We start from the raw sequence: 22555 nt of genomic DNA on the forward strand, positions 1-22555 counted from the left end.
GGCAAGTGCTACATTTGCTTCCCGTCTTTGTGACTTTCCATTCACGGGCCACTCCTTATGTTTCGACCCATGATACGCGCCCTTGCCCTTTGCCTTGTCCTTGGCCCCACTGTCGCCGCGACTGCCGTGCAGGCGCAATCGGTCCTGCTGTCCGATGTGGTGCAAGGCGAATTCCGGCCCGGCTGGCAGACCGCCTCCGGCACCCATATGGCGGCCTTGCACCTGCAACTTGCCCCGAACTGGAAAACCTACTGGCGCGCGCCGGGCGATGCGGGCATCCCGCCGCAATTCGACTGGGCCGGATCGGAAAACGTGGGCGCGGTGCGCTTTCACTGGCCTGCCCCCGATGTGTTCCAGACCAACGGAATGCAGACCGTCGGTTATCATGACGAACTGGTGCTGCCGATCGAGGTGACGCCGAAAGACCCGCGCAAACCGGTGCGGCTGCGGGCATCGGTGGACCTCGGGGTATGCAAAGACATCTGCATTCCGGCCACACTGATGCTCGGCACGGCCCTGCCCGGTCCGGGTAACCCTGACAGCGCCATCAACGCCGCCCTGCGCGCAAGACCCTCCACCGCCGCCGAGGCGGGGTTGACCCGCATCACCTGCACGGTCGAGGCCATCCGCGACGGTCTGCGCATCACGGCGCGGATGGACATGCCGCCGCAGGGCCAGACCGAGGTCGTGGTGTTCGAGCCGGGCCTTGCCAACATCTGGGTGTCCGAAGCGCAGGTGCAGCGCAGCGGCGGCAGCCTGACCGCCGTCGCCGAAATGGTGCCGCCCTCCGGCGCGCCGTTCGCGCTCAACCGCAGCGCCGTGGTCGTGACCGTGATCGCCGGCGAAGGCCGTGCGGTCGAAATCCGCGGCTGCCCCGCCGACTGACGCCGAGGGCTGGCGTCCTTCTCCGGCCTTATCGGACCTCCCTACCGCCGCACCGCGCGCAGCCGCGTGATGCCGTAGACGACAAGGGTGACCCCTACGGCCCCCAGCGCGAACAGCCCCAAGGCCAGCCCCTGCGACAAGATCGGCAGACCGGGAAGCTGACTGCCCAGCAGCGCCGGCCCGAGGGTCGCGGCAAAGATCAGCGCCAGCACCGCCGCGGTTCCCGCCAACAGCCCGCGTGGCCCGCGCCGCAACCCGCGCGACAAGGCGCGAAACCGCTTGCCGATGTCCTGTTGCACCGCCATCAGCGCCGGCACGACGATCAGAACCAGAAACATCCCGAACGCCAGTCCGTAAACGAGGGTCACCACCGTGGGCTTGAGGAATTCGGCCTGCGAGCTGCGTTCGAACAGCAGCGGCGACAGGCCGAACACCGTGGTCATCGTGGTCAGCAGCACCGCGCGGAAACGGTCGGCCACCCCGTCGATGATCGCCGGAATCAGCCCGCGCTTTTCGGCATATTCGTCGATGGTCGAAACCAGCACGATGGAATCGTTGATGATGATTCCCGACATGCCGATCAGCCCGACGATGGAAAACATCGACAGCGGCACGCCCCAATGTACATGCCCCCACATCGCCCCGATCAGGCCGAAGGGAATCACCGACATCACCACCAGCGGACGGCTCCAGCTGGCGAAAATCCACGCAAGACACAGGTAAATCCCCAGCAGGCACAGGATCACCGCCGTGCCTGCTTCGCCCAGAAACGCGTTCTGCTGCGCGACCAGTCCGCCCTGACGGCTCTCCACCCCGAATTGCTCTTCGATCTCGGGCAGGATCGTCTCGCGGATCGTCGCCTGGATCTCGGCGGCCCGCGCCGGATCATCCTCGGCCAGATCGCCCGAGACGGTCACCACCCGCAGGCCGTTCTCGCGCCGGATCGTCGAGAATCCGGCCTGCCGCTCCACCGTCACGATATCGGCCAAAGGCACATAGGCGCCGCCCGGCGCACGCATCAGCGTGGCATCGAGAAAATCTGCGGTCAACTCGCGGCGCGGCAGCTCCAGCCGGATCGAGGCAGACCGTGGCCCGTCGGGATAGGTCGCGGCCTCGATCCCGTTCAGCCGGTCGCGCAGGCTGCGTCCCAACTCGTCAATGGCAAAGCCAAGCGCCTGCCCCAAAGGCGTCAGGTTCAGGACAAGCTCTTCCTTGTCATAGGCGAGCGAATCTTCCAGCGCCGATACTTCGGGGTAGACCGCCAGCCGCGCCTTCAGCGCCTCGGCCGCCGCCTTCAGCCCCGCTGCATCCGCGCCGTAAAGATCAATCGACAGGGCATCGCCCCCCGGTCCGAAGCGCCCACCCCGGAACGACAGTTCCTCCATCAGCGGATGCCCGCGCACCTCTTCCTGCAAGGCGCTCACAAACACATTGCTGGAATAGGGCCGCGCATCGGGGTTGATCAGCTCGATCGAGATGCTGCCCAGAAGGTCGGCATCCTTGCCCTCTGCACTGGCCAGTCCCCGCCCGCCCGATCCGCCCACCTCGGCCATCGCAAATGTGATGGGGTTGACGCCATGCTCGGCCTCGAACCGCGCGCCCACCGCTTCGGCGGCGCGCTGCACCTCCCGCATCAGTTCGATCGTGTCGCTGCGCGCGGCCCCCGGCAGCATCGAGAAATTGCCGGTCACCGAGGCCTGCTCGGGCGCGTTGAAAAAGCGGAACGGCAGATCGCCGCGGATGAACAGCGCGGCCGAGGCGGCAAAGAGCGCGACCGACCCCGCCAGAACCGGATAGCGCGCCACGATCAGCAGCCGCATCGCGGGCTTCACCACCCGCACGCCGAACCAAGCCATGCCGCGGTTCACCTGCCGCGACGGCCAGTCATACCACTTTTCCTGCTTTGCCTTGGCAATCGCATGCGCCATGTGGTTCGGCAGGATCAGGAAACACTCCACCAGAGAGGCGATCAGCACGGCAATCACCGTGAAGGGAATGTCGCGGATCAGCCCCCCGAACCGCCCGCCAATCGCCACCAGCCCGAAAAAGGCGATCACCGTCGTCAGGGTCGAGGCGACCACCGGCTGCGCCATGCGCATCGCCCCGCGCTCGGCGGCCTCTACAGCGCCCTCACCCAGATGCCGCGCGCGGAAATCGGCATGCTCGCCCACCACGATGGCATCATCCACCACGATGCCCAGCATGATGATCAGCGCGAACAGCGAGATCATGTTCAGCGTCAGCCCCGCAGCATACATCACCGCCACCGCCGCCAGCATCGCAACCGGAATCCCCGCCGCCACCCAGAACGCCGTGCGTGCATTCAGGAACAGGAACAACAGCAACACCACCAGCGCCAACCCGCTCAGCGCATTGTCCAGCAGCAGATACAGCCGGTCGGTGATCTCCTCGGCCCGCGCCCGCACCAGATCGACCGTCACCCCCGGCGGCAGCGAAAGCTGCATCTCGGCGGCAACCTCCTCGACGCTGCGCTGCATGCGGATGGCATCGCCCTCGGCGTTGCGGTCCACCCGCACCGTCATGGCAGGATTCTCGCCGACATAGCTCGCCCGCCCCGAATCCGGCCCCACCGCGCGCAAGGTGGCGACGTCGCCCACCGTCACCTTGGTGCCATCGGGAAGGCTGCGCAGCACCACGCCTGCAAGTTCGGCGGCGCTGCGCCGCTCGGTCCCCGTGCGCACCCGCGCCGAGCCGTCGCCGACATTGCCCGCCGGATTGGTCTGCACCGCCGCCCCGATGGCCGTGGCGATCTCGCGCAGGGTGATGTCATGCCGGATCATCGCGACCGATGGCACCTCGATCACGGTTTGCGGGCTGGCCATGCCGCGAATGGTGGTGCGGGTGATCCCCTCCTGAAACAGCCGCGCGACAAATTCATCTGCAAAGCGCGCTAGCTGGTCCACCCCCACCGGCCCCGTGATGACCACATCGGTGACCTGATCGCGCCACTGGCTGCGGGTGATGCGCGGCTCTTCCGCCTCGGACGGCAGGTTGTTCACCGAATTGACCGCAGCCTGCACATCCTCGGCGGCCTGCGTCAGATCGGTGCCGGGCTCGAATTCCAGCACGATGCGCCCCGAGCCTTCCGCCGCCCGCGACACCGCGTTCGACACGCCATCCACCGCCAGCAGCGCAGGTTCCAGCACCTGCACGATGGCGCGGTCCACGTCTTCCGCCCCGGCCCCGCTCCACGCGACAGAAACTTGCACTTCGGCCACGACCACATCGGGAAAATACTGCGCCCGGATGCGGGACGAGGCCACAATTCCCGCCACGATCAGCAGCACGAACAGCAGGTTCGCCAAGGTGCGATGGCGCGTGAAATAGGAAATCAGCCCGCCGGCCCGCCCGCCGCCCTGCGCGATCTTCATGGCCTAGCCCCCCATCCGGCTTTCAAGGCGCGCGACCACCTGCGCAGGCACCTGTTCCTGCGCCAGTTGCTCCAGCATCCGCGCCTTCGCCTCCTCCGGCATCCGGCTGTTCGCCTCGACCATCGCGATCAATCCGGCCCTGCGCTCCGGCGTCAGCGTGATGGTATCAGGCGCGGCAGGTGCGACTGCGGCCGCCTCTTCCGCCGCCCCCGGTCGGATCGGGTTGATCCGGATACCAGCACCCAGCAGCGGCGAGCGTTCCAGCACCACCTCGCGCCCTGCAATCGCGCTGGCATCAACGATCACATCATCGCCCTGCCGGCGCAGCACAGGCACCACCTGCACCTCAAGGCGGTCGCCCGCCCCCAGCACCAGAACCCCGCCCGCGCTGTCCACCGCCGTGGCCGGCAACAGCGCAACGCCCGAAACCTCCGGCTCGGAGATCGCCACCGTCACGAAATCGCCGGGCCGAAAGCCGCGCGCGCCTTCCAGCGAAGCATAGACCAGCCGCCCCGTCGCGCCCTCGCCCACCGCAGCGCCCACGCGCTCGACGCGGCCCGTCGCCGCAATCTCCGCGCCCAGCACATCCAGCGACACCGCAACCGGCGCAAGGATCAGCCCGCCTGCATCATCCAGCAGCCGCGAGAATTGCGCCGTCGACAGGCGGAACGACACTTCCAGCCGATCAGGGTCGATCAGTTCGGCCAGCCGCTCATTGGCCCCGACGAGCCCGCCCGCGACCACCGAAACGCCGTTCAGCCGTCCGGTGAAACTGGCGCGGATCACCGTATCCTCCAGCGCGCGCTCGGCTTCGGCCAGCGCAATCGCCGCACGCGACCGGTTTGACGCCGCCTGATCCACCCGCGCCTCGGCCTGCGCCAAAGCCGAACGGCGCGACAGCACCGCCTGCTGCGCCGAGGACAGCGCCAACGCCGCCGTTTCCACCGCCGCAGGCGAGCCGACGCCGCGCCGCTGCAAATCCTCTTGCCGGGTCAGCGCCTGTCCGCGCAATTCGGCCTGTGCCTCTGCCGCCGCCAGATCATCGCGCGCCAGAAGCAGACCGCGCTCCGCATCGCGCCCCTCGGCCTCGGCCTCGCGCAGGCCTGCCTGCGCCAGATCGCGCGCCGATGTGGCATCAGCAGGGTCCAGCCGCACCAGCACCTGCCCTTCGGTCACCGTGGCACCATCCTCGACGCCCTCGGCAATCTCCAGCACCCGCCCCCCGCGCGGCGCGCGCAGTTCCAGCGTGCGGCGCGAGCGGATTTCGCCAAAGGCCACCGTCTGCGGCACCAGCACGCCCGGCGTCACCGTCACCACATTGGCCGTGAACACCCGCTCGCGCGCAGGCTGCCCCGGCCTTTGCGTCGACAGGCGCTCTGCCACCGCCCCCGCGATCAGGCTGGCCGCCAGCGCAAGCAGAGCCACAGTCATGGCGGCCAGAAACAGACCGGTGAGGGATCGTGCCAGAAATCGCATGCAGGCTCCGCGTCATGACGTCGTAAAAACAGTAGCGCACACCCTACAAGCGTCCAACCACAAGCCTGTTACGCCGCCCGCGCGGCTTTCCGTCGCTACTTTCTGCGCCGGTGTTCTTCAAGACGCGGAAAAATTTCGACAAAATTGCAGGGACGGTGACGGTAATCGAGTTGCCAGCGCAAAATCTCGTCCCAGGCATCGCGGCAGGCACCGGGGCTGCCGGGCAGCGCGAACAGGTATGTGCCGCCCGCCACCCCGCCGCAGGCACGGCTTTGCACCGCCGAGGTGCCGATCTTCTGCATCGAGACGATGGTGAACACTGTCCCGAAGGCCTCGATCTCCTTTTCATACACGTCCCGATGCGCCTCGACCGTCACATCGCGCCCCGTAAGGCCGGTGCCACCCGTGGTCAGGATCACATCGATCTCCGGATCGGCGATCCATGCCCGCAACTGCTCGGCAATCTGCGCGCGCTCATCGGCGACAATCCCGCGCGCCGCCAGCAGATGCCCCGCCCCCGTCAACCGCTCGACCAGCGTATCGCCCGAGCGGTCATCGGCTGCGCTGCGCGTATCGCTCACGGTCAGCACGGCAATGCGCACCGGAATGAAATCCTTGCTTTCGTCAATCCGGCTCATTGTGCCAATCGCGCCTCCAGCGCCAACAGGTCCTCCCAAGCCTCGCGCTTGGCAATCGGGGTGCGCAGCAGTGTGTCAGGATGCAGCATCGGCAACAGCGGGCGGCCCAGCGCCTCCATCCATTGCCCGCGCAACCGCGCCACCCCGCGCGTCTGCGTCAGGCCGAACAGCGCCGCATTGCCCATCGCCACCAGAATCTCGGGCGCGGCCAGTTCGATATGCCGCTCCAGAAACGGGCGCATCATCGCAATATCCTCGGGCGCGGGTTCGCCGTTGCCCAGACAGCGCCACGGCAGGACGCCCGTCAGATAAACCGCATCCCCCGGCAGCGCCGCCGCCCGCGACAGGTTGATCGTCTCGAACATCTCGTCCAGCAACTGCCCCGCACGCCCCGAAAAGGGCCGCCCCTCGCGGTCTTCCTCCGGCCCCGGCGCTTCGCCGACGATCATCACCCGCGCGCCCGCCAAGCCATCGGCAAAGACCAGATTGCGCGCGCCGCGCTTGATCTCGCAATGCTCGAAAGCCTCCATCGCCGCACGCAATTCGTTCAGCGTCTTGGCCGCGGCAGCAAGGCTGCGGGCCTCGGCCACCGCATCCACCTTGGGCGGGTCGGGCAGCACCACGGCGGGCGCAGCAGGGCGCGCCGCCGGCACCGGCGCGGGTTGCGCCGCCACCGGCACCTGCACCGGCTTGACCGCATCGGCCAAGTCATAGCGGTTCAGCGGCGCGTCCAGCAGCCAGTCCTCGACGCCAAGCTCATGCTGCCACAGCAGCGCCGCCTGCGCCGCGTGCCAATCCGCCAGAATGTCCTGTGCGATTCCCATGTGCGCGAAGGTAGGCCCCCAACCCCGCCCCCGCAACCCTGACGCCCCGACGCGGCGCATCCACCGCGCCTTGCCCATCGCGCCCCCCTTTGGCATAAGCAGGCCAAACCCGCAGCAAGGAGACCCCTGATGTTTCGCGCACGCCACCTGCTCGGGATCGAACACCTGTCACCGCAGGAAATCCTTGCCGTCCTCGATCTGGCCGACCGCTATGTCGATCTGAACCGCCGCACGGTGAAACAGTCCGATGCCCTGGCGGGCATGACGCAGATCAACATGTTCTTCGAAAACTCCACCCGCACGCAGGCCAGTTTCGAACTGGCGGGCAAACGGCTGGGGGCCGATGTGATGAACATGTCGGTCGCGCAATCCTCGGTAAAGAAAGGGGAAACCCTGATCGACACCGCCATGACGCTGAACGCGATGCACCCCGATCTGCTGGTGGTGCGGCATGGATCATCCGGCGCGGTCAACCTTCTGGCGTCCAAGGTGAATTGCGCGGTGCTGAACGCGGGCGACGGGCGGCACGAACACCCCACACAGGCCCTGCTCGACGCGCTGACCATCCGCCGCGCCAAGGGCCGCATCCAGCGGCTCTCCATCGCGATCTGCGGCGACATCGCCCACAGCCGCGTGGCGCGGTCCAACCTGATCCTGCTGGGCAAGATGGAAAACCGCATCCGCCTCATCGCACCCCCCACGCTGATGCCCGCAGGCGTGGGCGAATTCGGCTGCGAATTGTTCGACGACATGTGCAAGGGGCTGGAGGGCGTCGATGTGGTGATGATGCTGCGCCTCCAGCGCGAGCGGATGGACGGCGGCTTCATCCCGTCGGAACGCGAGTATTACCACCGCTACGGCCTCGATGCCGAAAAGCTGGCCCATGCCAAGCCCGATGCCATCGTGATGCACCCCGGCCCGATGAACCGCGGGGTAGAGATCGACGGCGAGCTTGCCGATGACATCAACCGCAGCGTCATTCAGGAACAGGTGGAAATGGGCGTCGCGGTGCGCATGGCCTGCATGGACCTGCTCGCGCGCAACCTGCGCGCCGACCGCGGCGCCAAGGCCGCAGGGGTCATGGCATGACCGATCCGCTGGCCATTCCCCGCGGCCCCGACCGCTGCCTCTGGGTCTTTGCCATCGACCTGCCCGAGCCAGAGGCCAAGGCCTTTGCCCGCACCCCGCTTGCCGGACCCCTTGGCGTCGACAGCCTCGATCCCGCCCATGTCGAACTGGTCGATGCCGACACCTTCACCGATTACGGCTTCGCGCGCTATCTGGCCGAAGGTCAGGGCATGTCGGATGCCAGCCTCGCCGCCGATGCCGCGATGCTCGATGCGCTGCGCGGCCCCGTGCTGCTGGTGGCACGCGCGGCGCTCGGGCAGGGCCGCCTGTCGCCCCGCGCGCCCTTGCGCCTGATCGGCCGCTATGAGGAACAGCCCGCCCCCGCCCTTGTCGGCATGGGCAGCTATGACGCCGCCGCCGATACCCTCGACGTGCCGGTGAAAAAGCGCCCCTCGGATGCCGCGATGTCGGGCCGGGTGGCCATGGTCGTGCTGATCCTGCTGGCCATCTTCGTCACCCTCTTCGTCTGGGGGGCCGGGTGATGGCGCCCGTCCTGACCGAAGGCGAAACCCTGCTCGCCACCTTCACCCCCGACCGGCTGACCTACTGGCGCGCGCATCTCATCATGGCGGTCGGCCTCGGTGCGGCGGTGGGGCTGTTCCTGCTCTGGCAGGGCAACCCCTATCCGGTCATGGGGCCGATCGGGGCGGCCCTCGCCATCGCGGTGCGCGCGGCCTATGTCGCCTCCGAGGCGCTCGGCGATCTGTGGTATCTCACGCAGAACCGCCTCATCGGGCCGCGCGGGCTCGTCATCCCGCGTGCGCAGATCACCTCGGCCCGCGCCTTCCTCGGATCGGTGCAGATCACCACCGTGACGGGCGAACGCCATCTGATCAAATACCTCGCCGATCCCAACGCCGACGCCGCCCGCCTGATGCAGGCGCGCTGATGCTTCTTTCGCTGCACAAAGGCACCGCGATGACCCTGTTTCTGGAAAACGCCCGCATCATCGACCCCGAAGGCGACACCGTCACCACCGGCAATGTCATCATCGATGCCGGGCAGATCGCGGCCATCGGTGCGGCCTCCGCCCCCAAGGGTGCGCAGGTGATCGACTGCGGCGGCGCCTGCCTTGCCCCCGGCATCGTCGACTGGGGCGTGAAGATCGGCGAGCCGGGCGAGCGGCATAAGGAATCCTTCCGCTCCGCCGGGCTGGCGGCAGCGGCGGGCGGGGTCACCACCATCATCGCCCGCCCCGACACAACCCCCGCCATCGACACGCCCGAGGTGCTGGAATTCGTCACCCGCCGCGCCGCCGAGGCCTCGCCCGTGCGCATCCGCCACATGGCCGCCCTGACCAAGGGCCGCGACGGGCGCGAGATGACCGAGATCGGCTTCCTGCTCGACGCTGGCGCCATCGCCTTCACCGATGCCGCCCGCGTCACCACCGACGCCAAGGTGCTGTCACGCGCGCTCACCTATGCCCGCAGCCTCGGCGCGCTGGTGATCGGCCATCCGCAGGAGCCAGGCCTGTCGAAGGGCGCCTCGGCGACCAGCGGCAAGTTCGCCTCCCTGCGCGGCATCCCGGCGGTGCATCCGATGGCCGAACGCATCGGTCTCGACCGCGACCTCGGCCTGATCGAGATGACCGGCGCGCGCTATCACGCCGACCAGATCACCACCGCCCGCAGCCTGCCCGCTCTGGAACGCGCCAAGGCCAACGGGCTGGACGTTACCGCCGGCGTCTCGATCCACCACCTGACGCTGAACGAATTCGACGTGGGCGATTACCGCACCTTCTTCAAGCTCACCCCGCCGCTGCGGTCGGAAGATGACCGTCTGGCGATGATCGACGCGGTGGCCAGCGGGCTGATCGACGTGATCGGCAGCTTCCACACGCCCGCCGACGAAGAGTCCAAGCGCCTCCCCTTCGAGGATGCCGCCTCGGGCGCGGTCGGCCTGCAAACGCTCTTGCCAGCCTCCTTGCGCCTGTTCCACGCGGGCCAGCTCACCCTGCCGCAACTGTTCCGCGCATTGTCGCTGAACCCCGCGCGCCGCCTTGGCCTGCCGCAGGGCCGGATGGCCGAAGGCGCCCCCGCGGACCTTGTGCTGTTCAACCCCGACACGCCGTTCATGCTCGACCGCTTCACGCTGGCGTCGAAATCGAAAAATACCCCCTTTGACGGCGCGCGGATGGAGGGCAAGGTTCTCTCCACCTTTGTTGCAGGCCATCAGGTTTACGGAGCCGCATCCTAATGCCCGATCTCACCTCTGCCCCCCTCTTGCTCCTCGTCACGGCAGCACTCGCCTACCTGCTGGGCTCAGTGCCCTTCGGCATCGTCATCACCCGCGTCCTCGGTCTGGGCGATCTGCGCAAGATCGGGTCCGGCAACATCGGGGCCACCAATGTGCTGCGCACCGGCAACAAGCCCGCGGCCCTTGCCACCCTGCTCCTCGACGCGGGCAAGGGCGGCATCGCGGTGCTGATCGCGCGCGCGCTCGTGGGGCCCGATGCCGCGCAGGTCGCGGCGCTGTTCAGCTTTCTGGGCCACCTCTTCCCGGTCTGGCTGGGGTTCAAGGGCGGCAAGGGCGTGGCCACCTTCCTCGGCACCCTGCTGGCACTGGCCTGGCCCGTCGGCCTCGCCGCCTGTGCCACATGGGCCGCCACCGCCGCCGTCAGCCGCATCTCGTCGCTCTCGGCGCTGGTGGCCGTGGCGCTCACCCCGATCTGGCTCGCGGTGCTGGGCTACCCCGAGATGACGGTGCTGGCCATCGCCCTCGGCGCGCTGGTCTTCGCCCGCCACAGCGCCAATATCGCGCGGCTCCGCGCCGGAACCGAGCCGAGGATCGGCCGCAAATGACGCAAACGCCCGCCCGCCGTCCCGCCCTGCTCCGGCGGTGATCCAGAGGCGCGGCTTGCGCCGCAGCTGACTTGTCTCGTCGCGCGGCTGCGCCGCGTCTCCTCGGGCGCGCGCTCCGCGCGGGGAGTATTTGGGAAAGCAGCAAGACAAAGCGCGTTTGCATTGCTGCTTCCGAAATACTCCGGGGGGAGCGCGCAGCGCGGGGGGCTGGCCCCCCTCAGAGGCTGGTCGCCTCGTAAATCGGCGTCAGAGAGTGCTGCCATTGCGTGCCATAAAGGCGCAGAAAGCGGTCGGCCTGCACCTCGCCGCTCTCCAGCGACGCCTCGAGCGGCGCGAGATAGACCTCTTCCCCGAGGCCCCGCGCCTTCAGGCCGGCGCGCGACAGATCGACCGCCGCGCGGGCGAGGCTCTCCAGCCGGATGCCGTTCGCCTCTCCCTTCAGCGCAGAGACGGAGGCCGCGACGCGCAGCGCCTCGCGCGTCTGGGCGTCAAACCCCTTGACCAGATCCCAGGCGGCATCCAGCGCGGTCTGGTCATACATCAGACCCAGCCAGAAGGCGGGCAGCGCGTTGATATGGGCCTCGTCACCGCAATCCGCGCCGCGCATCTCGATGTATTTCTTGACCCGCGCTTCGGGGAACACCGTTGTCATATGGTCGGCCCAGTCGGACAGCGTGGGCAATTCGCCGGGCAGCGCGGGCAACGCGCCCTTCAGGAAATCACGGAAGGACTGGCCCAGCGCGTTGATGTACTTCCCCTCGCGGTAGACGAAATACATCGGCACATCCAGCACCCAGTCGACATAGGCCTGAAAGCCGAAATCCCCCTCGAAGGCAAAGGGCAGCATGCCGGTGCGGCTGTCATCGAGCCCCCGCCAGATGCGGCTGCGCCAGCTGCGGTGGCCGTTGGGCTTGCCGTCGAAAAACGGGCTGGAGGCGAAGAGCGCGGTCGCCACCGGTTGCAGCGCGAGCGCCACCCGCAGCTTCTTCACCATATCCGCCTCGGAGGCGTAGTCGAGGTTCACCTGCACCGTCGAGGTGCGATACATCATCTGGGTGCCATGCGTTCCCACACGGCCCATGTAATCGGTCATCAGCCGATAGCGTCCCTTGGGCATCACCGGCATCTGCGCATGGGTCCATTCCGGTGCGGCCCCGATCCCCATGAAGCGCACGCCCATCGGCCCCGCAATGGCCTGCACCTCTTCCAGATGCTGGCGCAATTCGGCGGCGGTTTCATGCATATCCGCCATCATCGCGCCCGAAAGCTCGAACTGGCCACCCGGCTCGAGGCTGATATTGGCGCCGTTGCGGTGCAGGCCGATCACATTGTCGCCCTCGCGCACCGCCTTCCAGCCAAAGCGGGCCTGCAATCCATCGAACAGGGCCGAGATCGAGCGCTCTCCGGCATAGGGCAAGGGCATCCGGCTGTCCTCGAGCCAACCGAATTTCTCGTGCTCTGTGCCGATGCGCAATGCGTCCTTGGGCTTGCAGCCCGATTCCATCAGGCCGGCCAGCTGGTCAAAATGCTCGATCACTCCGCCGCCGGATTGAGGGATAGACATGGGTTCAGGCTCCGGCTGAGATCAGGTGCATCGGCGCTACAGGTGTCTTGCGGCGCAGGCCAAGTCAAGATGGCGCGATGCAGCGCGCGGGTCATATCACAAAAGGTTATCGTCGGGGCCGCTCCGCGCCCGCCACGACGCCCGGCCCGGCCCGTCGCCAGACCACACGGTTCTCGCCCATCGCCGCCACCGCCCGGCTGTCCGTGCGCGCGGGGGAGGCAGGGGCCAGAGCGGCGACCAGCCCTGCGCTCGACAGGCCGGGCAGGCTCGAGAATGCGTCGAACAGCGCCTCGGCCCCTGCCGCCTCCACCGGGATAAGAAGGGCCTGACCATCTGCCTGCTTGAGCCGCCACAGCCGCCGCCCGCGCAGCGAGATCAGACGCAACTCCACCAGATCGCGCAGGCTGACAAAGCCGCCGACCTGCGGGCCCATATAGCTCACCTGTCCCTCGTCGACCTGCACAACGCCGGGCGCGTCCCCCGCAGGCACAAAGCGCATCCGCCGCCATGCAAGAACCCCCAGCGCCCCGCCGGCAAGGCAGACCCCCGCGCCCAAGGGCAACAAAAGGTAGCCGCCCAGCCGCATCAGCCACAGCCCCAGCGCAACCACCAAGGCCCCCAGCGCCACCTCGCGCCAGCGCCAAAGCGCGGCCTGCGCCTCGGGACGGATCATCGCCAATCCCCCGCCGCCGCCTGCCACAGCACCAGGGCCGCCACCGCCGCCGTCTCGGCGCGCAGGATGCGCGGGCCAAGACGCATCGGGCGGACAAAGGGCAGACCGCGCAACAGCGCCTTTTCCTCCTCCGAAAAGCCACCCTCCGGCCCCACCAGAATTGCCGCCGGTGCCGCGATGACGCCCGTCAGGGCGGAAGAGCCCATCGCGCCGGACTGTCCCGCCAGGGCCTCATCGGCCCAGAACAGCTCCCGCCCGTCGGGCCAGCCCTTCAGCACCTGCGCCAGCGGTTGCACCCCGGCCAGATCCGGCACGAAGGTCGCGCCGCATTGCTCGGCCGCCTCGATCACATGGGCCACATGCTTGTCATGCCGCCAACGCTCGGACTGGGTATAGCGCGTCGTCACCGGCACAAGCCGCGCCACCCCGAGCTCCACCGCCTTTTCCACGATGAACTGCGTGCGCTCCTTGCGGACAGGGGCAAACAGCAGCCACAGATCGGGCGGCGCCAGCAAGGGCCGCGTCTGCGCCTCGCACAGCAGGACGCCGCGCCGTTTGCCCGCATCGGCCACCCGCGCCAGCCATTCGCCGTCGCGCCCGTTGAACAGCAACACCCCCGCCCCCGGGGCAAGGCGCATCACCGCAAACAGGTAATTGGCCTGATCGGGGCCGACCGCCACCGCTTGCCCCCGCCCCAAGGGCTGATCTACATAGAGTCTGACCTTCGCATCCATAGGCCCAAGCTATGACCCAATTTCCGGAAACGCCAGAGGCCGAAGCCGGGCCAGTGGCGGGGATGGTGGCCGACGCGCCTGCCGGCAACTGGGTTGACCGCTTTGCGCCCCGCGCCAGCCGCCCCTATCTGCGGCTCAGCCGGGCGGACCGGCCCATCGGCACATGGCTCTTGCTGATTCCCTGCCTCTGGGCCATCGCGCTGGCGGCGGCGGTGGATGGCTATCGCCTGTGGGACCTGTGGCTGGCGCTCAGCTGTGCGGCGGGGGCGTTCCTGATGCGCGGCGCGGGCTGCACATGGAATGACATCACCGACCGCGATTTCGACGCGCGGGTCACCCGCACCCGCTCGCGTCCGATTCCCTCGGGGCAGGTCACTCCGCGTCAGGCGCTGGTCTGGATGGCGGTGCAGGCGGGGCTCGCGGCGCTGATCCTGTTCACCTACAACGCCCTTGCCATCGCGCTCGGCATCGCCTCGCTGGCGCTGGTCGCGATCTACCCCTTCGCCAAGCGCTTCACATGGTGGCCGCAGGTATTTCTGGGCCTCGCCTTCAACTGGGGCGCGGTGCTGGCCTGGGCGGCGCATGCAGGCACGGTGCCGCCCGCCGCCCTCGCGCTTTACGCCTCCGGCATCACATGGACACTGTTCTACGACACCATCTATGCCCATCAGGACCGCGAGGATGACGCCCTGATCGGCGTCAAATCCACCGCGCGGCTGTTCGGCACCGATACCGGCTGGTGGCTCAAGCTGTTCCTTCTCGCCACGGTCGCGCTGATGGGTCTGGCCGTGCTGCTGGCGCTCCTGCCCGCGCGCCAGCCGTTGCAACTGGCCGTGGCGCTGGGTGGCGTCTGGGCCTTTGGCTGGCACATGGTGCGGCAGATGGCGCGGCTCAACATCGACGATCCGGCCTCCTGCCTTGCCCAGTTCCGCGCCAACCGCGATGCGGGCTTCATCGTTGCGCTGTTTCTTGCCGCTGCCGCAGCGCTCTGATTGATCCCGGCCTGCCGGGCTTTTATGACAAGGCGCAGGCACAGCCGCCAGAACGGGGCGGCGCGCGTGCCATGCCCTTTGCATTTTGCCGACCGCCCACCGGCGGATGGCCAAAGACAGGACCCTGCCTTGCCCAAGCGCCTGCTCACCCTGACCACCCGTATCGGCGCCAAGGCCCGTGCGCGCATTGCAAACGGCCCGCTGCCCCATGCGCTCATCGCAGGGGGCGCGGTGGCAGGGGCGGGCGTGATGGCGGCCCTTGCCGCTTGGGCCTCGGCCATCGTGATCGAGCAACGCTCGGAACAGGCGGTCACGTCGCGCCTGCTCGATGCCGGCATCACATGGGCCACGGTCGAGGCCAACGGGCTGCAACTTCACCTCACCGGCACCGCCCCGAACGAGGCCGCGCGCTTTCGTGCCGTCAATCTGGCCGGATCGGTGATCGACGCCTCGCGCGTGCGCGACATGCTTGACGTGACCCCGGTCAAGGCCATCGAGGCGCCGAAATTCTCCATCGAGATGCTGCGCAATGATGATGGCATCCAGCTCATCGGCCTCTTGCCCGACAATGATTCGGTCGAGGCCCTGCTGGCCGAGGCGGAATCCCTGCGCTCGGACGGGGCGATTTCCGACATGCTCGAAACCGCCGCCTATCCCGCCCCCGAAGGCTGGAACGAAGCCTTCGCCTACGGGATGGAGGCGATCCGCCGCCTGCCGCGCTCCAAGGTCTCTGTCTCGCAAAGCGGGGTCAAGATCACCGCCATCGCCAGCAGCGCCGACGAACAGCGCCGTCTGACGAACGAACTCAATGCCGCCAAACCCGCCGGACTTCAGGTCGCGATCGATATTTCCGCCCCTCGTCCGGTGCTGACCCCCTTCACCCTGCGCTTCGTGCTCGACGCGCAGGGCGCGCGCTTTGATGCCTGCTCGGCCGATACCGACCGCGCCCGCACCCGTATTCTGGCGGCAGGCAGCGCGGCGGGCGTCGAAGGACGGCCCAATTGCACCGTCGGTCTGGGCGTGCCCTCGCCCAGTTGGGCCGACGCGGTCAGCACCGCGATCAATGCGGTGAAAACCCTCGGCGCGGCCACCGTCACCTTCTCGGATGCCGATGTGTCGCTCGTCGCCGCCGATTCTGTCTCGCAGGCAGAGTTTGACCGCGTGGTGGGCGAGCTTGATTCCGCCCTGCCCGACGTGTTCTCGCTCAGCGCCGTGCTCGAACGCAAATCCGACGCCGCGCTTGGCCCCGCCGAGTTTACCGCCAGCCTGTCGCCCGAGGGCCGCGTCGAACTTCGGGGCCGCGTCACCGACGAGCTTTTGCGCGACGCGGTCTCCAGCTATGCGCAGGCCCGCTTTGGCGTCGGCAAGGTCTACAGCGCCACCCGCATCGACGACGATCTGCCCGATGGCTGGCCGGTGCGCGTGCTGGCAGGGCTGGAATCCTTGGGCGAACTGGCCGAGGGCCGCGTGCTGGTGCGCGCCGATACGGTCGAGGTCGAAGGCGTCACCGGCTCGCAGAATGCGCGCGGCCGCATCTCGCAGGTGCTGTCCGACAAGCTGGGGCAAGGCCAGACGTTCAAGGTCTCGGTCCGCTATGACGAAAAGCTCGATCCGCTCGCCGGCCTGCCCACCGCGCAGGAATGTGCCGCCGAGGTCACCGCCATTCTCTCCAGCCGCAAGATCACCTTCCCCCCCGGCTCCGCCGAGATCGACGGCCAGACCGTCGGCATCATGGATGCCTTGGCCGAGGTGCTGGAAGACTGCCCCGACGTGCGCATGGAAATCGGCGGCTACACCGACAGCCAAGGCTCCGACAGCGGCAATCTGGCCCTGAGCCAAGCCCGCGCCGAAGCTGTCCTGCTGGCGCTGCAGGGTCGCGGCGTCGCCATCTCGGCGCTGACCGCCAAGGGTTACGGTGAAGCCAACCCGATCGCCGACAACACGACCGAAGCCGGGCGCGAGGCCAACCGCCGGATCGAGTTCACTCTGCTCGACCAGCCGCAGGCCACTGCCGGGACCAGCGCCGGAGCCGCCTCCGGCAACGGGGCAGCCGAGGCCGCCGGCGCAGCAGGCGCAGCAGCCGCAGGCGATGTCGCTGCGGCACTGGCCGAAGACGACAGCCCCTCGGTCGCCCCGCAAGAAAAGACCCGCCGCCCCCTTGCGCGACCGGCCCGTGACGGCTAGGCCAAGTCCGATGGCAGCTTCCACGACCCAAGGCGTATGAATCGCACAGAGTTTATCATCGTCACCGCAATCATCCTCATGGCCGCCTTTGCCTTGGGGTGGTTCGCGCATTGGGTGCTCCACCGCTTTGCCCGCGTCGCGGGGGGTGACATGGGCGAGATGGACCGTCTGTCCACCATGCTCCACGAGGCCGAGGAAACCCGCGATCAGGCCATCATCTACCTCGAACAACGCGAGGCCGAACTGATGAACCAGATCGCCCAGACCGAGGCGGAACTGCGCGCCGCAATGAGCGGCCTGCGCGATGCGCGGCAAGAAGCCGAGGAAATGCGCGCCTATATCGAACGCATGCACGCCAACTCCTGATCGGGTTTTCCATACCTGACGCCCCTGCCGGCACGCTTGCCCCAAGGTCAAAACCCGCCATACTCCGGCCAGATCAACCCGGAGCCTCCCATGCGCCTCTTTCTCGCCTCGCTCTCCCTTTGCGCCCTGCCCCTTTGCGCCCTCGCGGACGAGGTCAGCGACAAGCTGCAATCCGCGCTCGAGGCCTATGCGCGCGGTGATCTCAAGACCACCACCCTTGACATGGCGATGGCCTCCGGCGCGCTGGCTCTGCAAAAGCAGGCCCGCATCATCGCCCTCCTGCCTCCCGCCCCCGACGGCTGGACCCTTTCGGTCAACGAAGACTACACATCCAACCTCGCCTTGGCCGGCGGCGGTGCCGGGACCGAGGCGCGCTATTCCGACGCGTCCGGCAACACCATGACCCTCTCGATCACCGCCGACAGCCCGATGATGACGATGGGCATGGCGGGCATGTTCATGAACGAGCAGATGCTTGCGATGATGGGCAAACTGGTCGAAGTCCCCGGCGCCAAGCTGCTCGAACAGGACAACAGCCTGATGACGCTGGTCGATCAGCGCATTCTGGTCAATATCAGCGGCCTGCCGGTCGATCAGATGATGCCGTTCGTCGAACAGATCGATTTTGAAAAGCTCGCGGCCTTCGACACCGCTCCCTGACGACCTGCCTACAGCCCGTCGAGACAGGCCCGCACCAGCGCGCTTTCCGGATCGGTCAAACCGTCCACCACCTCGAAATGGTGCCGCCCCGCCTCCACGGTCCACGGGCAGGCCCATTCCTCCGACAGCACGCGCGCCTGCCACAAAAACGCGGGCCGCTCCTGCCCGCCGACCCAGACATGGGCCTGCACGCCCGCACGCGGGCGCAGGAGGGCCGGACTCTCCGCCGCCGCCTCTGTGCTGTCCAGCCGCAGCGTCGCCGCCATCTGTGTCTCCAGCAGCGGCCGCAGATCGGCCAGGGGCGAGATCGGCACCACCCGCGCCACCTCTGGCCCGCCCTCGCAAGCCATCCGCGCCGCCAGATGCCCGCCCGCCGAATGGCCGGTCACCACCACTGGCCCCGGCACCCGCGCCGCCGCCGCCCGCACCGCCGCCGCCGCCTCGCCCGTCATGTCCGCGATCCGCGCCTCGGGGGCCAGCGTGTAAGACGGCACCGCACAGGCCCAGCCGCGCGCCACCGCGCCCGCCGCCAGATGCGACCAGTCGCCACGGTCAAAGGCCATCCAGTAGCCGCCGTGCAAGAACACCATCAGCCCGCGCGGTGTGGCCTCGGGCAGGAACAGATCGAACCCCTGCCGCGCGCCCGCCCCATAGGCCAGCCCGAGCTCTGCCCGCGCCTCTCCCCGGAACGCCGCCGCCTGCGCCTGCCATTTCGGCACAAATCCGTCCGCCCCCGGAATGAAGGCGCCGTTGGCATAGGCCCGGTCTGCCGCGCTTGCAAAATCCATCCAGTCCGTCCCGATTTGATCAAAAAACTGGCACGATCCTGCCCGCCGCCCCCGTCGGAACTGGACAGCCCGCCCGCCCCATGCTTTGCATGGTCCAAACCGAAATGGGAGGCCCCAAATGCTCGATTCCGTGACCGATCTCGCGTCGCTGCTGAAAGACCCGACGCTGCTCGCCACCCGCGCCTATGTCGCGGGCGAGTGGATCGAGGCCGATGACGGCGACAGCTTTGCCGTCATCAACCCCGCGCGCGGCGACGAGATTGCCCGCGTCCCGAACCTTGGCCGCGCCGAAACCGCCCGCGCCATCGCCGCCGCCAACACGGCAATGAAAGACTGGGCGGCGCGCACCGGCAAGGAACGCGCGCAGGTCATGCGCAAGTGGTTCGAGTTGATGATGGCCAATCAGGATGATCTTGGCACCATCCTCACCGCCGAAATGGGCAAACCGCTGGCCGAGGCCAAGGGCGAAGTGGCCTATGGTGCCAGTTTCATCGAATGGTTCGGCGAAGAGGCGAAACGCGTTTACGGCGAAACCGTCCCCGGCCACCAGCGCGACAAGCGCATCACCGTGCTCAAACAGCCCATCGGTGTGGTCGGCTCCATCACCCCGTGGAACTTCCCCAACGCCATGATCGCCCGCAAGGCAGGCCCCGCCCTTGCCGCAGGCTGCGGCTTCGTCGCCCGCCCCGCCGCCGAGACCCCGCTTTCGGCGCTGGCGATGGCGGTCCTTGGCGAACGCGCGGGCCTGCCCAAGGGCATCCTCTCGGTCATCACCTCGAAGAAATCCTCCGACATCGGCAAGGAATTCTGCGAAAACCATCTGGTGCGCAAACTCACCTTCACCGGCTCGACCGAGGTGGGCCGCATCCTGCTGCGTCAGGCCGCCGATCAGGTGATGAAGTGCTCGATGGAACTGGGCGGCAACGCCCCCTTCATCGTGTTCGACGACGCCGATCTCGATGCCGCCGTGGCGGGTGCCATGATGTCGAAGTTCCGCAACAACGGGCAAACCTGCGTCTGCGCGAACCGCATCTATGTGCAGGCCGGCGTCTATGATGCCTTTGCCGAGAAGCTTCAGGCCGCGGTGGCGAAAACCCGCGTGGGCGATGGCCTGTCCGAAGACGTGCAATTCGGCCCGCTCATCAATGCCGCCGCCGTGGAAAAGGTCGAGGAACACATCGCCGACGCCACCGCCAAAGGTGCGAAAATCGAAACCGGCGGCAACCGGCACAAACTGGGCGGCAATTTCTTCGAACCCACCATCCTGACCGGCGTCACCGATGACATGCTGGTGACGAATGAAGAAACCTTCGGCCCGCTCGCGCCGCTCTTCAAGTTCGACACCGAAGAGGAAGTGGTGGCCAAGGCCAATGACACCATCTTCGGCCTTGCCAGCTATTTCTACAGCCGCGACATCGGCCGCGTGACCCGCGTGCAAGAGGCGCTGGAATACGGCATCGTCGGCGTGAACACCGGCATCATCTCGACCGAGGTGGCCCCCTTCGGCGGCGTCAAGCAATCCGGCCTTGGCCGAGAGGGCAGCCATCACGGGATGGAAGATTATCTGGAAATGAAATACGTCTGCCTGTCGATCTGACCGGCACCCGCACGGCAGGCAAAAGGGGGCGCAATGCCCCCTTTTTTCATCCGCCCACCGACCGCGTGGCCGCCGATCCGCCAAAACCGCCGCGGCTTGCCACCGCCGCCCGCGTCATCGGCGGCTGGCCCACCGTGGTCGGCCCCTTGGCAAAGGCCGCCGTGCCCATCTTGCCGGTGGAATTGAGCCGCGAAAGTTGGGTGCCCCCCGTCGGCGTCGCATAGCCGCCGCCCGCCTTCGGCACCACCGGCTGCGCCATCGCGCGCCCGCCGCCCAGCGCCTGCCCGATCAGATAGCCCGCCAGCAGCGGCATGAAGATGCTGCCGCCCCCGCCCGATCCGGCCACGGTGTCACCGCCGCAATTCCCCGCGCCATGCTCCTGTTCGCAAAGCTCGCGGCTTTCGTAACGCGGGGCCGTTTCCGCGTGCAAAGCCTGTGCCTCGGCAAAGGTCGCGGCGCAATCCTCACGGGTGAACCAGCCGCTCTGCGCCGCGGCCGCCACGCAGGACGCCTCATCCGGAAAAGCCGCCGCATCGGTCTGCTCTTCCTGCTGGCAGGCCGCCAGACCAAAGGCCGCCGCCCCCAATATCCCCAGCGATACCGCGCGTGATCTTTTCATGGCCCTATCCTTCAATGAAATGCGGCTTGAACCGCGACAGGTCTTGCGTGATCAGCGCGCGATCCTCGCGCACCCCCATGCCCACACAAGTCTCTCCCACCACCCATGCGCCGATGACAGGGCGCATCCCGCCCATCACCGGCAAGGGCGCATAGCCCTGCACGATCATCGGGTGCCGGTCATAATCGCGGTTGGTGGCCCGTTCCAGCACCCGCCCTTGCGCGGTGATCGTCACCGATGCCCCCTCGCGCGAGAAGATCGGCTTGGTCACATGCCCCGCCAGCATCAGATGCGCGGCATCGGCCAATCCCTTGGTGTCATCGGCGAAAAACGCAGGCAACAGGTTCGGATGCCCCGGATACATCTGCCAGAGCACCGGCAAGATCGCCTTGTTGGAAAGCAGCGCCTTCCACGGAGGTTCGATGAACCGGCATTGCGCGCTCGCAAGATGGGCCGAAAACTCGTCCGCGAACAGGTCTTCCCACGGGTATAGCTTGAACAGCGTGCCGATCACCCGATCCTCGGCATCGGTGAACTGGCCCTGATCGCTGATCCCGATCTTCTCCAGATCGGTGTAATGCGCGCCCATCCCCGCCTCACGCGCGGCCCATGCCATCGTCTCGACGGTGGCATAATCCTCGGGCGCACCCGCCATCGCGGCAAAATGCAGGTCGGTGTCGGGCGCGAACATCTCGGCAAACCGCTCGACCAGCGCCTCGTGGATCCGGTTGAACTGGTCCGACCCTTCGGGCAGCACCCGCGCGGCCACCTGTTCCTCATACCACAGCCACTGGAAACTGGCGCTCTCATAAAGCGAGGTCGGCGTATCGGCGTTGTATTCCAGCAGCTTGGCCGGACCCTTGCCATCATAGGCAAGGTCAAACCGCCCATAAAGCTCGGGCTCGCCCGCCTCCCAGCTGTCGCGGATGAACTCCCAGCGCAGGCGCGGCAGGCCCAGGCGCTCCATCAGCCCTTCATCGGCCAAGACCGTCGCCACGGCCTCGCGGCACATGGCGTGCAATTCGGTGCAGGGGTCCTCGATCCGCCCCTCGATCTCCTCGAGCGTGAAGGCATAGGCCGAGCTTTCGTCCCAATAGGGCTCGCCATGCATATCGGCAAAGGTAAAGCCAAGCTCTGCCGCTTTCGCGCGCCACTCAGGGCGTTCGGGCAAGGTGATACGGTCCAAGTCTGTCTCCTCGTGGTCACCCCTGATATGGCGGCGACCCCGCCCCGG

The 22555-nt window shown here is 67.6% G+C and carries 21 protein-coding genes; 11 read left to right on the forward strand and 10 right to left on the reverse strand.

Going from position 1 to position 22555, the window contains the following annotated elements:
* Positions 1-69 precede the first annotated feature (69 nt).
* Positions 70-885 (forward strand): protein-disulfide reductase DsbD domain-containing protein, encoded by an 816-nt coding sequence (locus G3572_RS14485; RefSeq protein WP_240335558.1) that lies wholly within the window; start codon positions 70-72, stop codon positions 883-885.
* 41 nt (positions 886-926) lie between these two features.
* Here G3572_RS14485 and G3572_RS14490 read toward each other — a convergent pair whose 3' ends face one another.
* From G3572_RS14490 to G3572_RS14505, 4 genes are all read right to left on the reverse strand, one after another.
* Positions 927-4277, reverse strand: a complete 3351-nt coding sequence (locus G3572_RS14490; protein WP_164613085.1) for an efflux RND transporter permease subunit — start codon at positions 4275-4277, stop codon at positions 927-929.
* A gap of 3 nt (positions 4278-4280) precedes the next feature.
* Positions 4281-5753, reverse strand: coding sequence for an efflux RND transporter periplasmic adaptor subunit (locus tag G3572_RS14495; protein ID WP_164613087.1), 1473 nt, complete (start codon positions 5751-5753; stop codon positions 4281-4283).
* 95 nt (positions 5754-5848) lie between these two features.
* The gene (gene moaB, locus G3572_RS14500) at positions 5849-6391 is read right to left on the reverse strand and encodes a molybdenum cofactor biosynthesis protein B (RefSeq protein WP_164613089.1); all 543 of its coding nucleotides are present in this window, start codon (positions 6389-6391) and stop codon (positions 5849-5851) included.
* Positions 6388-7215, reverse strand: a complete 828-nt coding sequence (locus tag G3572_RS14505) for a uracil-DNA glycosylase (RefSeq protein ID WP_164613239.1) — start codon at positions 7213-7215, stop codon at positions 6388-6390. Before G3572_RS14505 ends, moaB begins: the two co-directional genes overlap by 4 nt.
* 126 nt (positions 7216-7341) lie before the next feature.
* On the opposite strand from G3572_RS14505, the gene G3572_RS14510 reads away from it, so the two are divergent.
* The 5 genes from G3572_RS14510 to plsY are packed head-to-tail and all read left to right on the forward strand — an operon-like array spanning position 7342 to position 11144.
* Positions 7342-8304: an aspartate carbamoyltransferase catalytic subunit gene (locus G3572_RS14510; RefSeq protein WP_205518744.1), complete on the forward strand. Its 963-nt coding sequence runs from the start codon at positions 7342-7344 to the stop codon at positions 8302-8304.
* The gene (locus tag G3572_RS14515) at positions 8301-8825 is read left to right on the forward strand and encodes a hypothetical protein (protein ID WP_164613093.1); all 525 of its coding nucleotides are present in this window, start codon (positions 8301-8303) and stop codon (positions 8823-8825) included. Before G3572_RS14510 ends, G3572_RS14515 begins: the two co-directional genes overlap by 4 nt.
* Positions 8822-9232 carry a hypothetical protein gene (locus tag G3572_RS14520; protein ID WP_205518732.1) on the forward strand — a complete coding sequence of 137 codons (411 nt, stop codon included), beginning with the start codon at positions 8822-8824 and terminating at the stop codon, positions 9230-9232. The genes G3572_RS14515 and G3572_RS14520 overlap by 4 nt, the downstream gene beginning before the upstream one ends.
* Positions 9233-9261: 29 nt before the next feature.
* The gene (gene pyrC, locus G3572_RS14525) at positions 9262-10539 is read left to right on the forward strand and encodes a dihydroorotase (protein WP_164613241.1); all 1278 of its coding nucleotides are present in this window, start codon (positions 9262-9264) and stop codon (positions 10537-10539) included.
* Positions 10539-11144: a glycerol-3-phosphate 1-O-acyltransferase PlsY gene (gene plsY / locus G3572_RS14530; RefSeq protein ID WP_164613097.1), complete on the forward strand. Its 606-nt coding sequence runs from the start codon at positions 10539-10541 to the stop codon at positions 11142-11144. The genes pyrC and plsY overlap by 1 nt, the downstream gene beginning before the upstream one ends.
* Positions 11145-11361: 217 nt before the next feature.
* Here plsY and G3572_RS14535 read toward each other — a convergent pair whose 3' ends face one another.
* The 3 genes from G3572_RS14535 to G3572_RS14545 all read right to left on the reverse strand — a co-directional run bounded on the left by G3572_RS14535 (position 11362) and on the right by G3572_RS14545 (position 14115).
* Complete coding sequence (locus G3572_RS14535; RefSeq protein ID WP_164613099.1) at positions 11362-12708, reverse strand: glutamate--cysteine ligase; 1347 nt, start codon at positions 12706-12708, stop codon at positions 11362-11364.
* Positions 12709-12814: 106 nt separating this feature from the next.
* Positions 12815-13381, reverse strand: a complete 567-nt coding sequence (locus G3572_RS14540; RefSeq protein ID WP_164613101.1) for a hypothetical protein — start codon at positions 13379-13381, stop codon at positions 12815-12817.
* On the reverse strand, positions 13378-14115 hold the full coding sequence (locus G3572_RS14545; RefSeq protein WP_164613103.1) for a 16S rRNA (uracil(1498)-N(3))-methyltransferase: 738 nt from the start codon (positions 14113-14115) through the stop codon (positions 13378-13380). The genes G3572_RS14540 and G3572_RS14545 overlap by 4 nt, the downstream gene beginning before the upstream one ends.
* Positions 14116-14126: 11 nt before the next feature.
* Between G3572_RS14545 and ubiA the strand changes: the two genes are divergently transcribed.
* The 4 genes from ubiA to G3572_RS14565 all read left to right on the forward strand — a co-directional run bounded on the left by ubiA (position 14127) and on the right by G3572_RS14565 (position 18317).
* On the forward strand, positions 14127-15107 hold the full coding sequence (gene ubiA / locus G3572_RS14550; protein ID WP_164613105.1) for a 4-hydroxybenzoate octaprenyltransferase: 981 nt from the start codon (positions 14127-14129) through the stop codon (positions 15105-15107).
* A 249-nt stretch (positions 15108-15356) separates the two neighbouring features.
* On the forward strand, positions 15357-17291 hold the full coding sequence (locus tag G3572_RS14555) for an OmpA family protein (protein WP_164613244.1): 1935 nt from the start codon (positions 15357-15359) through the stop codon (positions 17289-17291).
* Positions 17292-17327: 36 nt separating this feature from the next.
* Complete coding sequence (locus G3572_RS14560) at positions 17328-17657, forward strand: hypothetical protein (protein ID WP_164613107.1); 330 nt, start codon at positions 17328-17330, stop codon at positions 17655-17657.
* Positions 17658-17747: 90 nt separating this feature from the next.
* Positions 17748-18317, forward strand: a complete 570-nt coding sequence (locus tag G3572_RS14565) for a hypothetical protein (protein ID WP_164613109.1) — start codon at positions 17748-17750, stop codon at positions 18315-18317.
* Between the two features lie 8 nt (positions 18318-18325).
* Here G3572_RS14565 and G3572_RS14570 read toward each other — a convergent pair whose 3' ends face one another.
* Positions 18326-19105, reverse strand: a complete 780-nt coding sequence (locus G3572_RS14570) for a hormone-sensitive lipase (protein WP_164613111.1) — start codon at positions 19103-19105, stop codon at positions 18326-18328.
* A gap of 118 nt (positions 19106-19223) precedes the next feature.
* Between G3572_RS14570 and G3572_RS14575 the strand changes: the two genes are divergently transcribed.
* Entirely contained in the window at positions 19224-20702 is a 1479-nt protein-coding gene (locus G3572_RS14575; RefSeq protein ID WP_164613113.1) for an NAD-dependent succinate-semialdehyde dehydrogenase, read from the forward strand.
* A gap of 46 nt (positions 20703-20748) precedes the next feature.
* Here the strand turns inward: G3572_RS14575 and G3572_RS14580 are convergent, their stop codons facing one another.
* Together G3572_RS14580 and G3572_RS14585 are read right to left on the reverse strand one after the other, a co-directional pair.
* Positions 20749-21321 carry a DUF1190 domain-containing protein gene (locus G3572_RS14580; RefSeq protein WP_164613115.1) on the reverse strand — a complete coding sequence of 191 codons (573 nt, stop codon included), beginning with the start codon at positions 21319-21321 and terminating at the stop codon, positions 20749-20751.
* Between the two features lie 4 nt (positions 21322-21325).
* The gene (locus G3572_RS14585; protein ID WP_164613117.1) at positions 21326-22507 is read right to left on the reverse strand and encodes a glutathionylspermidine synthase family protein; all 1182 of its coding nucleotides are present in this window, start codon (positions 22505-22507) and stop codon (positions 21326-21328) included.
* Positions 22508-22555 lie beyond the last annotated feature (48 nt).

The organism is Pseudotabrizicola algicola (genome assembly GCF_010915705.1).
Classification (GTDB): domain Bacteria; phylum Pseudomonadota; class Alphaproteobacteria; order Rhodobacterales; family Rhodobacteraceae; genus Pseudotabrizicola; species Pseudotabrizicola algicola.

Coding starts and splice junctions, on each gene's coding strand:
- G3572_RS14485 (WP_240335558.1), top strand. CDS start 70: ATGATACGCGCCCTTGCCCTTTGCCTTGTCCTTGGCCCCACTGTCGCC.
- G3572_RS14490 (WP_164613085.1), bottom strand. CDS start 4,277: ATGAAGATCGCGCAGGGCGGCGGGCGGGCCGGCGGGCTGATTTCCTAT.
- G3572_RS14495 (WP_164613087.1), bottom strand. CDS start 5,753: ATGCGATTTCTGGCACGATCCCTCACCGGTCTGTTTCTGGCCGCCATG.
- moaB (WP_164613089.1), bottom strand. CDS start 6,391: ATGAGCCGGATTGACGAAAGCAAGGATTTCATTCCGGTGCGCATTGCC.
- G3572_RS14505 (WP_164613239.1), bottom strand. CDS start 7,215: ATGGGAATCGCACAGGACATTCTGGCGGATTGGCACGCGGCGCAGGCG.
- G3572_RS14515 (WP_164613093.1), top strand. CDS start 8,301: ATGACCGATCCGCTGGCCATTCCCCGCGGCCCCGACCGCTGCCTCTGG.
- pyrC (WP_164613241.1), top strand. CDS start 9,262: ATGACCCTGTTTCTGGAAAACGCCCGCATCATCGACCCCGAAGGCGAC.
- plsY (WP_164613097.1), top strand. CDS start 10,539: ATGCCCGATCTCACCTCTGCCCCCCTCTTGCTCCTCGTCACGGCAGCA.
- G3572_RS14535 (WP_164613099.1), bottom strand. CDS start 12,708: ATGTCTATCCCTCAATCCGGCGGCGGAGTGATCGAGCATTTTGACCAG.
- G3572_RS14540 (WP_164613101.1), bottom strand. CDS start 13,381: ATGATCCGTCCCGAGGCGCAGGCCGCGCTTTGGCGCTGGCGCGAGGTG.
- G3572_RS14545 (WP_164613103.1), bottom strand. CDS start 14,115: ATGGATGCGAAGGTCAGACTCTATGTAGATCAGCCCTTGGGGCGGGGG.
- ubiA (WP_164613105.1), top strand. CDS start 14,127: ATGACCCAATTTCCGGAAACGCCAGAGGCCGAAGCCGGGCCAGTGGCG.
- G3572_RS14555 (WP_164613244.1), top strand. CDS start 15,357: ATGGCGGCCCTTGCCGCTTGGGCCTCGGCCATCGTGATCGAGCAACGC.
- G3572_RS14560 (WP_164613107.1), top strand. CDS start 17,328: ATGAATCGCACAGAGTTTATCATCGTCACCGCAATCATCCTCATGGCC.
- G3572_RS14565 (WP_164613109.1), top strand. CDS start 17,748: ATGCGCCTCTTTCTCGCCTCGCTCTCCCTTTGCGCCCTGCCCCTTTGC.
- G3572_RS14570 (WP_164613111.1), bottom strand. CDS start 19,105: ATGGATTTTGCAAGCGCGGCAGACCGGGCCTATGCCAACGGCGCCTTC.
- G3572_RS14575 (WP_164613113.1), top strand. CDS start 19,224: ATGCTCGATTCCGTGACCGATCTCGCGTCGCTGCTGAAAGACCCGACG.
- G3572_RS14580 (WP_164613115.1), bottom strand. CDS start 21,321: ATGAAAAGATCACGCGCGGTATCGCTGGGGATATTGGGGGCGGCGGCC.